We start from the raw sequence: 12,679 nt of genomic DNA, 5'->3' as shown, positions 1-12,679 counted from the left end.
GAAACGGACTCTGCTTTTCGTTCGCCCTGAAAGAGGTCATGTTGAACCTCCGCCGTACGGTGGTCTCGGCCGCCCTCGTCGCCGCCGTGATATCGCCCGCAGCCGTCTTCTCCGCGGCGCCCGCCTTCGCGGATTCGGCTCCGGCGGCGCCGACGCACATCGACAGCGCCGCGCTCGCCGCGCTGGAGAAGGCCCAGAAGGACGCGTTCGCGGCCCTTGACGCGGCCCACGTCCGGCAGGCCTCCGCGCAGCAGAACTTCGAGGTCTTCAAGGCCGACCCGCAGCCCTACCTCATGTGGGTGGTGCGGGCCAAGGCCGAGGTCGAGAAGACCGCCGCGGCGTCGGCCGCCGCCGAGAAGGAGATCGAGGCGGCCTCGCTGGCGTTCGGGTCCGCCAAGCCGGAGGAGCTGGACAAGGCCCGCGAGCGGTTGCAGGCGGCAGCCAAGGCCGCCAACGAGGCGCACGACGCCGACACCAAGGCCAAGGCCGCCGTGACGGCCGCCGAGAAGAAGCTGAACGACGCCCTGGCCGCCGAGAGCGCCAAGGTCGCCGAGGCGGAGAAGGCCGTGGCGGCCGCGAAGAAGGCCTACGAGACGGCCAACAAGGCGTACGCCGACGCGCAGGCGGCCGCCTACGCCGAGCAGGAGGCGGCCGAGCGGCAGAAGAACCAGACGCCCGCCGAGCAGCCCGCGGAGCAGCCGGCCGAGCAGCCGGGCACCGTCACCCAGGCCGCGGACACCACCGCGTCGCCCGCCTCGACCAAGTCGACCAAGTCGACCGTCGCCGCGAAGACTTCGACCTCGTCGACCTCGTCGACCACTCCGGCCAAGGCGGTCACCGGCTCGCCCACCGAGCTCGCCGAGACCGGCTCCAACCCGGCCACCCCGTACCTCGCCCTGGGCTCCGGCCTCGCCATCAGCCTCGGCGCCGCCGCCCTCCACGTCTCGCGCCGCAAGCCGGCACGCTCCACCTCCTGACCCCGCACCCCCGAACCGCAGGACAGGCCGCCTCCCGGCCCGCCCTGCGGTTCCGCGCTCTCCGGGCTCGAAACTCCTCGATCGAGTGAACCCGCCGCCGTTCGCCCGAACAGCCCCATGGTCGTGTGCGACCGTGCTGCCGTTGCTTGTGCGGACTCGCACGGGCTGATCACACTGGACGGGAAATGGGGTGTTCCCATGAGCGCGCTCGTTGCCGAGAGGGCCGTCGCCGAGAGGACCGTCGCCGTGAACCTGGACCAGGTGCTGTGGCAAGTGTGGAAGTCCCTGGACGTGCCCGAGGGCTTCCGAGCGGAGATCATCGAGGGGACGATCACATTGTCACCCACCGGCAGCAGTCGCCATTTCGATGTCAACAACCGGGTTCTTGAGGATCTGTTCGTGCATTTGCGCGGCAGTGACTGGAGGCCGGGGAACGACTGCAACGTCATCGACGGGTTCAAGGTGCTCATCCCCGACGTGTTCGTGGCCCAGAGGGAGATCGAGGAGATCGACCACCCGGAAGGCAAGGGCCTGCTCGCTTCCGGTGTTCTCCTCGTTGTCGAGACCGTCTCTCCAGGCGCCGAGAACCGCCGCCGTGATCACGTCGTCAAGCGTCGTGCCTACGCCGCCGCCGGCATCCCGGTGTACGTGATCATCGATGACCACGACGACGGTGGCGCCGTGACCGTCCTCACCACTCCCGACCCCAAGCGCCGTGACTACAACTCCTCGACCCGGGTCCCGTACGGCAAGGAGGCCGTGATCCCGGAGGGTCCCGCCAAGGGCTTCGTGATCGGCCCCGAGATCACTGGAGGGCCCCGTGCCTGACCCGGGTGTTTCGTTCAAGCGGGACCTGTCCGAGTGGCGGATCGCCCTGGTGGCCTGGCGGCTGCTGGTGCTGCAGGCGGCGGATCCGGTGGTGGGGGCCGGGATGGCGGAGCACTCGACGTACCGGGCACATCCGTGGCGGCGGGTCGAGCACACGCTGGGGAGCGGGCGGCGGCTGTTCTACCAGGACGCGGAGACGCTGCGGCGGGAGGTCGCGCGGCTGAACCGGTCGCACAAGCGGATCCGCGGGACGATGGCGGACGGGCAGCCGTACGACGCGCGGGACGCGGCGACCAGGGTGTGGGTGCTGCTGACGCTGTTCGAGTGCGTGGTCACCATGCGGCGTCTCGGCGGGGACCGCTACGACGCCGGGCAACTGGAGCTGGCGTACGCGGAGTTCAAGGAGGCGATCGCCGCCTTCGACCTGCCCGAGCAGGAACTCCCCGCCACGGCGGCCGAGTTGCCCGCCTACTTCGCCCGGTACGCCCGCGAGAGGCTGGAGTTCACCGAGGCGGCGCGCTACCTGCTGGGCGACATGCTGCGCGAGGCGCCCCGGCCGCGCCGGCTGTGGTTCCTCGGGGACACCGGGTGGCGGATCACCCGGGTGCTGGTCGCCCGGGTGATCACCGACCTGACGGTGGCGGACCTGCCGCCCGCCGTGCGGGAGCGGTTCGGGCTGGTCCGCACCCGTCGGGCCGCGCTGCTGTCCGTCCTGCTGCACCGGGGTGCCGGCGCCGTCGTCCCCCGGCTCCCGGACCGGCTGCGCTACCGCTCCCCGGAGGAGCACCGCCCGCCCCGCCTCCCCCGCCAGCCCCGGTCGGGCGGGGACGCGCGCGGGCCCCGGGTGGACCGGTTCTTCCGCGAGGTGCTGGACCAGACCGGCGACGGCTTCATCACCGTGCACGACCTGCGGGCGATGGCGCACAACGTGTGCTGGCAGCTGGAGCTGGACGAGGCGGGCGAGGCCCGGGTGTACGAGGCCTTCGAGGGCTGGTGGGAGCAACTGCGCGCGGCGATGGACGCGAACGGGGACGGGAAGGTCAGCCGGGAGGAGTTCGTGGCGGCCACCCTGGCGGGCTGCGACCGGGACGAGGCCTACCTGGAGCGGGGGCTGCTGCCCGCGCTGCGGGCGGTGTTCACGGCGGCCGACACCGACGGCAGCGGCTTCCTGGAGTTCGACGAGTACCGGGTGGTGTTCGGCGGGCCGCGCGTCCACCCGGCCGAGCTGTCGCACGGTTTCCGCCAGTTGGACGTGGACGGGGACGGGCGGATCACGGTGGAGGAGTTCCTGCACGGCTTCACCGAGTTCTTCACGGCCCGCGCCGACTCCACCTCGGGCGCCCAACTGCTCGGCCGCCCGTAACGAACCGCCCGTCACGAGGCCACCCGTCACGAACCACCCCTGACGACCCTGCTCACCCGTAACCCGGCGCGCTCCTGTCAAGCGGCGTCGAGCCCTGTCAAGCGCCGGTTCGGCCAAGACGTGGCCGGGTTCCGCCCCGGCGTTCGTTGCCCCGACCAGGGCCGGCTCCGCAGACTGGGCGTGCCGCGGAGCGCAGCGTGACGCACCGCACACGGCTGAAAACCCCACCCCACCTGCATTTCCCTCGTAAGGATGATGGATACTGGCCCTTGTGAACGTGTTCACGTTCACAAGCGGACAAGCTTGTGTGGTTGAGCAGCGGTCTACGGCTATAGATGAAGTTTGTCCTGAACTGCTCCATGTGGAGCTGCCTGGAGAGAGGGCGACGTGGAACTGGCAATCGCTCACGAGACCATCGCGCGATGGCAATTCGGCATCACGACCGTCTACCACTTCCTCTTCGTCCCGCTCACGATCAGCCTGGCCGCCATCGTGGCCGGGCTGGAGACCGCCTGGGTGCGGACGAACAAGGAGAAGTACTTCCACGCGACGAAGTTCTGGGGAAAGCTCTTCCTCATCAACATCGCGATGGGCGTCGTCACCGGCATCGTCCAGGAGTTCCAGTTCGGCATGAACTGGTCCGACTACTCCCGCTTCGTCGGTGACGTCTTCGGCGCCCCGCTCGCGATGGAGGCGCTGATCGCCTTCTTCTTCGAGTCCACCTTCATAGGCCTGTGGATCTTCGGCTGGGACAAGCTGCCGAAGAAGATCCACGCCGCCTGCATGTGGATGGTCGCACTCGGCACCGTGCTCTCCGCCTACTTCATCCTGGCCGCCAACAGCTGGATGCAGCACCCGGTCGGCTACACGATCGACCCGGCCACCGGGAAGGCGCAGCTCACCGACATCGCCAAGGTGCTGTTCCAGAACACCACCCTCACCGTCGTCTTCCACACCCTGACCGCCGCCTTCCTCACCGGCGCCGCGTTCATGGTCGGCATCGCCTCCTTCCACCTCTGGAAGGCCAAGCGCAGGCCCGAGACCGCCGACCCCAAGAAGACCGCCGTGATGCGCACCTCGCTGCGGCTCGGCCTGGTGCTCGCGGTCGTCTTCGGCGCCGGCACCGCGCTCAGCGGCGACACCCTCGGCAAGGTCATGTTCGAGCAGCAGCCGATGAAGATGGCCGCCGCCGAGGCGCTCTGGGACACCCAGTCGCCGGCGCCGTTCTCGATCTTCGCGGTCGGCGACGTCAGCAAGGGCCACAACTCGGTCGCCCTGGAGGTCCCCGGGGTGCTGTCCTTCCTCGCCCACAACGACTTCAGCTCCACCGTCCCCGGCATCAACGACACCGCCGCCGCCGAGGCCGCCCAGCACGGCGGCGACCCCAAGGACTACATCCCGAGCGTCTTCGTCACCTACTGGGGCTTCCGCTTCATGATCGGCTTCGGGATGACCTCCTTCGTGGCCGGCCTGATCGGCCTGTGGACCACCCGCAGGAAGCTCTTCCTGCACCCCGAGTTCCGCACCGGCGACACCGAGGTGCCCCGGCTGATGCTCACCCCGAAGCGCGAGATGGGCCCGCTGCTCACCAAGTGGAGCTGGCGGATCGGCATCCTGACCATGGGCTTCCCGCTGATCGCCAACAGCTTCGGCTGGATCTTCACCGAGATGGGCCGCCAGCCCTGGGCCGTCTTCGGCCTGATGACCACGGCCAGCGCCGTCTCCCCCAACGTCAGCGTCGGCACCCAGATCGGCGCCCTGGTCACCTTCACCCTGCTCTACGCCGTCCTCGCCGTCGTCGAGGTCCGGCTGCTGGTCAAGTACGCCAAGGCCGGCCCGGTCGTGACCGAGCAGCCCCCGGCCAAGGACCCGTCGCTGCGCGGACCGTCCTCGGACGAGGACGCCGACAAGCCGCTCGCCTTCGCGTACTGAGCCACCAGGACCACTGGGGAACTGAGGATCTGACATGCAACTCCACGACGTCTGGTTCGTGCTGATCGCGGTCCTGTGGATCGGCTACTTCTTCCTGGAGGGCTTCGACTTCGGGATCGGCATCCTCTCCAAGCCGCTCGCCCGCAACACCGCCGAGCGCCGGGTGCTGATCAACACCATCGGCCCGGTCTGGGACGGCAACGAGGTCTGGCTGCTGACCGCCGGCGGCGCCACCTTCGCCGCCTTCCCGGACTGGTACGCGACGCTCTTCAGCGGCTTCTACATCCCGCTGCTGATCATCCTGGTCTGCCTGATCATCCGCGGCGTGGCCTTCGAGTACCGGGCCAAGCGCGACGGCGCCCGCTGGCAGCGCAACTGGGAGGAGGCCATCTTCTGGACCTCGCTGCTCCCGGCCTTCCTGTGGGGCGTGGCCTTCGCCAACATCGTGCGCGGCGTCGACATCGACGCGCAGAAGAACTACGTCGGCACCTTCTGGGACCTGCTCAACCCGTACGCGCTGCTCGGCGGCCTGGTGACGCTCACCCTGTTCACCTTCCACGGCGCGGTGTTCGCGGCCCTCAAGACCGTCGGGGAGATCCGCGAGCGCGCTCGCCAGGCCGCCCTGAAGGCCGGGCTGGCGACCGCCGTGGTGGCGCTGGCCTTCTTGGTCTGGACCCAGGCCGACAGCGGCAACGGCCGCAGCCTGGTCGCGCTGGTCATCGCCGTGCTGGCCCTGCTCGGCGCCATCGCGGCCAACCAGATCGGCCGCGAGGGCTGGGCGTTCATCCTCTCCGGGGCGACCATCGTGGCCGCGGTCGCGATGCTCTTCCTGGCGCTCTTCCCGAACGTCATGCCGTCCACCCTGAACGACGCCTGGAGCCTGACCGTCAGCAACGCCTCCTCCGCGTCGTACACGCTCCGGCTGATGACCATCGTGGCGGCCGTGTTCACCCCGCTGGTGCTGCTCTACCAGGGCTGGACCTACTGGGTGTTCCGCAAGCGGATCGGGGTCCAGCACATCCCCGGCCACGCCCCGGCCGCCGAGCTCGAACAGGTCTGACGCCGTGAAGCCCGTCGACCCCCGACTCCTCGGGTACGCCCGCACCACCAGGGCCTTCCTCGCCGGATCCGTGCTCCTCGGCGCGGCGGGCGCGGCCCTGGTGGTCGCCCAGGCGAGCCTGATCGCCGAGATCGTGGTCCGCGCCTTCCAGCGCGGGGCCGGCCTCGGCGAGCTCACCACCCCGCTGGTGCTGCTCGCCCTCACCGCCGTCGGGCGGGGGCTGGTCGGCTGGCTCACCGAACTCACCGCGCACCGGTCCGTCGCCCGGGTGAAGTCCACCCTGCGGCGCCGGCTGCTCGACCACGCCACCGCGCTCGGCCCGTCCTACCTGGCGGGCCGGCGCACCGGCGAGCTCACCACCCTCGCCACCCGCGGCATCGACGCGCTGGACGACTACTTCGCCCGCTACCTGCCGCAGCTGGCGCTGGCCGTGGTCGTCCCGGTCGTCGTGCTGCTGCGGATCGTCGGCGCCGACTTCACCTCGGCCGCCGTCATCGCCGGGACGCTGCCGCTGATCCCGCTGTTCATGGTGCTCATCGGGATGGCCACCCAGTCCCGGATGGACCGGCAGTGGAACACCCTCTCCCGGCTCTCGCACCACTTCCTCGACGTCGTCGCCGGGCTCCCCACCCTCAAGGTGTTCAACCGGGCCCGCGCCCAGGCCGCCACCATCGCCCGGATCACCGCCGACTACCGCCGCGCCACCCTGCGCACCCTGCGGATCGCCTTCATCTCCTCCTTCGCGCTGGAGCTGCTCTCCACCCTGTCCGTCGCGCTGGTCGCGGTCACCATCGGCTTCCGGCTGGTGGACGGCACGCTCGACCTGGAGACCGGACTGCTGGTCCTGGTCCTCGCCCCCGAGGTGTACTTCCCGATCCGCCAGGTCGGCGCGCTCTACCACTCCAGCGTCGAGGGCCTGACCGCCGCAGACGAGATCTTCCGGGTGCTGGAGACCCCGCTGCCCGCCGCCGGTACCACCCCCGCCCCCGCCCTCACCGGGGCCGTGATCGCCGCCGAGGGCCTGACCGTACGGCACCCGGGGCGCGCCGTGCCCGCGCTGGACGGCGCCGGGCTGACCCTGCGGCCCGGGTCCACCACCGCCCTCACCGGCCCGAGCGGGGCCGGCAAGTCCACCCTGGTCTCCGTCCTGCTCGGCCTCACCGCCCCCGAGGCCGGCACCGTCCGCATCACCGCCGCCGACGGCCGGACGTACGACCTCGCCGAGCTGGAGCCGGCGAGCTGGCGGCGGCAGATCGCCTGGGTGCCGCAGCACCCGCACCTGTTCGCCGGAACGGTCGCCGACAACCTGCGGCTGCACCGGCCGGACGCCTCCGACGAACAGCTGTGGACGGCGCTGCGGGCCGCGCACGCGCTCGACTTCGTCACCGACCTGGCCACCGAACTGGGGGAGGACGGCGCCGGGCTCTCCGCCGGGCAGCGCCAGCGCCTCGCCCTCGCCCGGGTGCTGCTCGCCGACGACCGGCCGCTGGTGCTGCTGGACGAGCCCACCGCCAACCTCGACGGCGCCTCCGAGGCGGCCGTCGTCGACGCCGTCCGGGCGCTCGCCGAGGACCCGGCGCGCACCGTCCTGGTCGTCGCCCACCGGCCCGCGCTGCTGGCCGTCGCGGACGAACGGGTCCGGCTGGCGGGGCCCGCCGCCACCGTGGTGTCCGAGCCCGTCACCCCGCTCGCCCACAGCGGGCGGCCGACGCCCGCCCCGGCACAGTCCGAGGAGCCCGAGGCCGAGGCCGGCACCACCCCCCGGCTGGCGCTGTCCGTCCTGCTCGGCGCGCTCGCCCTCGGCTGCGCCGTCGCCCTGATGGCCACCTCCGGCTACCTCATCTCCCGGGCCTCGCAGATGCCCCCGGTGCTCTACCTGATGATGGCCGTCACCTCGGTGCGGGCCTTCGGCATCGGCCGCAGCGTCTTCCGCTACGCCGAGCGGCTGGTCTCCCACGACGCCGTGCTGCGCACCCTCGGCACCCTGCGGGCCGCCGTCTACCGGCGGCTGGCCGCGCTCGCCCCGGCCGGACTGCCCGCCTTCCGGCGCGGCGACCTGCTCTCCCGGCTGGTCGCCGACGTGGACGCGATCCAGGACCACTACCTGCGCTGGCGGCTGCCCGCCGCCGTCGCGGGCGTGGTCGCGCTGGCCTCGGCGGTGGCGATGGGCCTCTTCCTGCCCGCCGCCGGGGTGGTGCTCGGCCTCGGGCTGCTGCTCGCCGGGGTGCTGGTGCCCGCGCTGGCCGCCCGCTGGTCGGCCGGAGCCGAGCGGCGGCAGGCCCCGGCCCGCGGCCGGCTGGCCACCACCGTCGTGGACGCCTTCACCGGCACCGCCGAACTCACCGTGGCCGGCGCGCTGCCCAGCCGGCTGGCCGCCGTCCGCACCGCCGACGCCGCACTGACCGGGCTGGCCGCCCGCTCGGCCGCCACCACCGCGCTCGGCACCGGGCTGATCGCGCTGCTCACCGGGCTGACGGTGGTGGCGTCGGCGGTCGTCGGCATCCAGGGGGTGCGCGACGGCGTGCTCGCGCCGGTCTGCCTGGCCGTGGTGGTGCTGACCCCGCTGGCCGCCTTCGAGGCCGTCACGGGCATGCCGCTCGCCGTCCAGGCCCGCCAGCGCAGCCGCGCCGCGCAGGCCCGGCTGGACGAGGTCCTGAACGCCGAGGCGCCGGTCGCGGAGCCTCAGGGCCCGTCGGCCCTGCCCGAGCACCCGCTGCCGGTCGCGGTGCGCGGGCTGACCGTACGGCACCCCGGGCAGACCGCGGACGCGCTCACCGGGGTCGACCTCGACCTCGCCCCCGGCCGCCGGATCGCCGTGGTCGGCCCGTCCGGCTCCGGCAAGACCACCCTCGCCCAGGCGCTGCTGCGCTTCCTGGAGCCGGGCGCCGGCGCGGTGACCTTCGCCGCCGGCCGTCCACAGGCTGTGGACAGCCGGGAGCTCGCGGGCGAGGACGTCCGCCGGGTCATCGGCCTCTGCGCCCAGGACGCCCACGTCTTCGACAGCTCGCTGCGGGAGAACCTGCGGCTGGCCCGCCCGGACGCGGACGAGGACGCGCTGCGCGCCGCCCTCGCCGCCGCCCGGCTGCTGGACTGGACGGACGGCCTGCCGGAGGGCCTGGACACCATGGTCGGCGAGCACGGCGCCCGCCTCTCCGGCGGCCAGCGCCAGCGCCTCGCGCTCGCCCGGGCACTGCTCGCCGACTTCCCCGTCCTGGTCCTGGACGAGCCCGCCGAGCACCTCGACCTGCCCACCGCCGACGCGCTCACCGCCGACCTGCTGGCCGCCACCGAGGGCCGCACCACCGTGCTGATCACCCACCGGCTGGCCGGGCTGGACGACACCACGGTGGACGAGGTGCTGGTGCTGGACGGCGGCCGGGTGGCCGAGCGCGGCCGCTGGTCGGAGCTGGTCGCCGACCCGGACGGGCGGCTGCACGCGATGTGGCGGCGGGAGCGCGAGGCGGACGGGCTGCCGGAGCCGGTCGGCGCCGTCCTCGAATCGTGATCACCGGGGGCGGTGTCCGGCCGTGGCGCCGTCCTTCGGATGAAAACCGTACAAACTAGGCTTTCTGCATGGACCCCACGCCGGACCTCCCCGAGGCCACCCCCGACCCGACACCTCATCGGGTGCCCGAGATCGCCTCGCTCGGCCTGGACACCCTGGTCACCGAGGTCTCGGAGCGTCTCCAGTCGGCCGCCGCCGTCACCGACCGGATGCAGCGGCTGCTGGAGGCGGTGGTCTCCATCGGTGCCGGGCTCGACCTGCACGCCACCCTGCACCGGATCGCCACCGGCGCCGCCGAGCTCGTCGACGCCCGGTACGCGGCCCTCGGCGTGATCGCCCCCGGCGGCACCGGGCTGGCCGACTTCATCCACGTCGGCATCGACGACGACACCGCCACCGAGATCGGCGAACTGCCCGCCGGCCGCGGCGTCCTCGGCGCGCTCATCGACCGCCCCGAACCGCTGCGGCTGGCCGACCTCGGCACCGACCCCCGCTCCTCCGGATTCCCGGCGCACCACCCCCAGATGCGGACCTTCCTGGGCGTGCCGATCCGGGTCCGCGCGGAGGTCTTCGGCAACCTCTACCTCACCGAGAAGAAGGGCGGCGGCGCCTTCACCCCCGAGGACGAGCAGGTGGTCCACGCGCTCGCCGCCGCCGCCGGGGTCGCCATCGAGAACTCCCGGCTGTACGAGGAGGGCCGCCGCCGCGAACGCTGGATCGCCGGCGCCGCCGCCGTCACCACCGCGCTGCTCTCCGCCGAGCAGGCCGAGGGCGCGCTGACCGTCGCCGCCGAGCAGGTGCGGGAGCTGGCGGACGCCGCGCTCGGCATGATCCTGCTGCCCACCGGCCCGGTCGGCGAGGAGGACGGGCAGATGAGGGTCGCCCACGCCTCCGGCGAGGCCGCCGAGTTCGTCCGCGGCGAGCTGCTGCCCAAGAACAGCTTCGCCGCCCGGCTGCTCGCGGGGGAGAGCGTCCACCTGGACGACATGTCCAGCGACCCGACCGTGGTGATCCGGCTCGCCCGCAGCTTCGGCCCGTCCATGGCCGTCCCGATGGTCGCCCGAGGGCGGGTGCTCGGCGGGCTCTGCGTCTGGCGCCCGCGCGGCGCGCTGCCGTTCACCGACTCCGAGAAGCAGCTCGCCGAGACCTTCGCCTCGCAGGCCGCGCTCGCCCTGCGGCTCGCCGAGGGCCAGCGCGACCAGCAGCGGCTGGCCGTCTTCCAGGACCGCGACCGGATCGCCCGCGACCTCCACGACCTGGTGATCCAACGGCTGTTCGCCACCGGGATGATGCTGGAGAGCGCGGCCCGGCGGGCGGTCGTCCCCGAGGTGCGGACCGGCATCGGCAAGGCCGTGGACGAGCTGGACGCCACCATCCAGGAGGTCCGCACCACCATCTACGCGCTCCAGCACGACAACCACGGCGACGCCCCCGACACCCTGCGCACCCGGGTGCTGCGCGAGGCCAGCCAGGCCGCCGCGGCGCTCGGCTTCAAGCCCTCGGTGAGCTTCGTCGGGCCCGTGGAGAGCCTCGTCGGCGAGAAGACCGGCCGTCAACTGCTCGCGGCCCTGCGCGAGATGCTGTCCAACACCGCCCGGCACGCGCGGGCCTCCCGGGTCGGCGTGGAGATCGACGCGACCGTCCACCTGGACGACGCGGGCCGGCCGGTCGGTGGCGACCCGGAGTCGCTGGACAGCGGCGGGCGCCCCGGCGTGCTGCTCACCGTGACCGACGACGGCATCGGCATCCCGGAGGGCGGCCGGCGCAGCGGACTGCGCAACCTGACCCGGCGGGCCGAGGCGTTCGGCGGGGACGCCTGGCACGAGCCGGGCCCGCGCCGCAAGGGCACCCGGGTGCGCTGGACGGCCCGGCTCTGAGCCCTGGCCGGAACCCCGTCCGTTCGATCGGTGAAAGCTGAACGAGAGAGAACTTCCCGACCAACAGCGCAAGTTGTGAACGTTCTGGGCTTTCGGGGGTTCCGTGTGCACACATAGCTTGTCATCCGTCTCGGAGGGGAACACCGGACGGAGGGGCAGTGGACGCTTCCGGCCGCGGTCACACCGCAGCAGGGGCAAGTCGAGGGGGATTCCGGACCGAACGTGCTCCGGACGGGCGTTACCGCTGGCAGTTGAAGGCGCCCAACGGCCGGGTGGTGGCCATCACCGCCGCGCTGTTCGAAACACCCGGCGAGGCCGAGCGGGGTTTCGACGACCTGCGCACCGCGGCCGCCGAACTCACCGCGCGGATCACCCACGTCCGCGAGGGCATCGGCTGGATCTGGGTCGTCCCGGGCTCCCGCAACCTCCCCGAAGTGCGCTCCAGCCGCGCGTACGAGCGGTACGCGACCTGCCAGAACGCCTTCCGGCGCTTCGTCGTGCTGCTCGCCAAACAGCAACCGCGCGAACTGACCGAGCGGGCCGGGACGTTGAGACGCTCCGATGGCCGCTGAGCGGCGCGGTCCGCGGCTGCTGATCGTGCCCGCGGCCGACCGCTGCCTCGGCTGGGCGCTGCGCGCCGCCAACGGGCGGCCGCTCGGCGTCGGCGTGCGGACGTACCGCAGCGAGGAGGAACTCGCGGAGGCGGTGCGTGAACTGATCATCGAACGGACCGCCCTGCGGTGCTCGATGGGGCAGTCCGAGGGGCGGCAGTGGGTGTGGTCCGCCTACCTGCCGGTCCTCAGCACCCGGCCCGGTGCGGCCGGCGCCGTGCCGGTCGCGCGCAGCGCGCGCGGGTACCTGCGGCGGGACCAGTGCCAGGCCGGTGTCGAGGGTTTCCTGACCGGACTGCAGTGGGTGGGGCAGGAGTTGCGCCGGGGTGGACGGGACGGCCGCTGGCCGCTGTGACCCGTCGGTCGCGCGTGCCCCGATGGTCGCCTGTGCCCCGATCACCGCTTGTGCCCCGATCGTCATCGTGTGACCCGTTGGCCGCCCCGGCGGCGTCCGTCCGTGCTGTTCCGGTGAAGCGCAGGTTTCCGGCAACACCCCGAGCAGCCTCCTGGAGAAGAACGTCGACCG

The 12,679-nt window shown here is 72.6% G+C and carries 9 protein-coding genes; all 9 read left to right on the top strand.

Going from position 1 to position 12,679, the window contains the following annotated elements; translation table 11 throughout:
• Window positions 1-38: 38 nt before the first annotated feature.
• The 9 genes from RZ50_RS07700 to RZ50_RS07660 all read left to right on the top strand — a co-directional run bounded on the left by RZ50_RS07700 (window position 39) and on the right by RZ50_RS07660 (window position 12,508).
• Window positions 39-977, top strand: coding sequence for an LAETG motif-containing sortase-dependent surface protein (locus RZ50_RS07700; protein ID WP_196951134.1), 939 nt, complete (start codon window positions 39-41; stop codon window positions 975-977).
• Between the two features lie 198 nt (window positions 978-1,175).
• A complete protein-coding gene (locus RZ50_RS07695) occupies window positions 1,176-1,805 on the top strand; it encodes a Uma2 family endonuclease (protein ID WP_196951135.1) in 630 nt (209 codons plus the stop codon).
• A complete protein-coding gene (locus tag RZ50_RS07690; RefSeq protein ID WP_308271519.1) occupies window positions 1,798-3,168 on the top strand; it encodes an EF-hand domain-containing protein in 1,371 nt (456 codons plus the stop codon). The genes RZ50_RS07695 and RZ50_RS07690 overlap by 8 nt, the downstream gene beginning before the upstream one ends.
• 387 nt (window positions 3,169-3,555) lie before the next feature.
• Window positions 3,556-5,100 (top strand): cytochrome ubiquinol oxidase subunit I, encoded by a 1,545-nt coding sequence (locus tag RZ50_RS07685; RefSeq protein WP_196951136.1) that lies wholly within the window; start codon window positions 3,556-3,558, stop codon window positions 5,098-5,100.
• A gap of 34 nt (window positions 5,101-5,134) precedes the next feature.
• Window positions 5,135-6,160, top strand: coding sequence for a cytochrome d ubiquinol oxidase subunit II (gene cydB, locus RZ50_RS07680; protein ID WP_196951137.1), 1,026 nt, complete (start codon window positions 5,135-5,137; stop codon window positions 6,158-6,160).
• Window positions 6,161-6,164: 4 nt separating this feature from the next.
• Entirely contained in the window at window positions 6,165-9,665 is a 3,501-nt protein-coding gene (gene cydD / locus RZ50_RS07675) for a thiol reductant ABC exporter subunit CydD (protein WP_196951138.1), read from the top strand.
• Between the two features lie 68 nt (window positions 9,666-9,733).
• Window positions 9,734-11,542 (top strand): GAF domain-containing protein, encoded by a 1,809-nt coding sequence (locus tag RZ50_RS07670; RefSeq protein ID WP_196951139.1) that lies wholly within the window; start codon window positions 9,734-9,736, stop codon window positions 11,540-11,542.
• A 251-nt stretch (window positions 11,543-11,793) separates the two neighbouring features.
• Window positions 11,794-12,114 (top strand): hypothetical protein, encoded by a 321-nt coding sequence (locus tag RZ50_RS07665; RefSeq protein ID WP_196951140.1) that lies wholly within the window; start codon window positions 11,794-11,796, stop codon window positions 12,112-12,114.
• Window positions 12,104-12,508, top strand: coding sequence for a hypothetical protein (locus RZ50_RS07660; protein WP_196951141.1), 405 nt, complete (start codon window positions 12,104-12,106; stop codon window positions 12,506-12,508). Before RZ50_RS07665 ends, RZ50_RS07660 begins: the two co-directional genes overlap by 11 nt.
• Window positions 12,509-12,679 lie beyond the last annotated feature (171 nt).

The sequence above is a fragment of the Kitasatospora sp. SUK 42 genome (genome assembly GCF_015776785.2).
Taxonomy (GTDB): domain Bacteria; phylum Actinomycetota; class Actinomycetes; order Streptomycetales; family Streptomycetaceae; genus Kitasatospora.
The sequence above is the reverse complement of the archived record's forward strand: the minus strand, read 5'-3'. Positions and strand labels throughout refer to the sequence as shown.

What these genes read in the sequence shown, in the direction of transcription:
- RZ50_RS07700 (WP_196951134.1), top strand. Translation starts at nt 39, where the DNA reads ATGTTGAACCTCCGCCGTACGGTGGTCTCGGCCGCCCTCGTCGCCGCC.
- RZ50_RS07695 (WP_196951135.1), top strand. Translation starts at nt 1,176, where the DNA reads ATGAGCGCGCTCGTTGCCGAGAGGGCCGTCGCCGAGAGGACCGTCGCC.
- cydB (WP_196951137.1), top strand. Translation starts at nt 5,135, where the DNA reads ATGCAACTCCACGACGTCTGGTTCGTGCTGATCGCGGTCCTGTGGATC.
- RZ50_RS07670 (WP_196951139.1), top strand. Translation starts at nt 9,734, where the DNA reads ATGGACCCCACGCCGGACCTCCCCGAGGCCACCCCCGACCCGACACCT.
- RZ50_RS07660 (WP_196951141.1), top strand. Translation starts at nt 12,104, where the DNA reads ATGGCCGCTGAGCGGCGCGGTCCGCGGCTGCTGATCGTGCCCGCGGCC.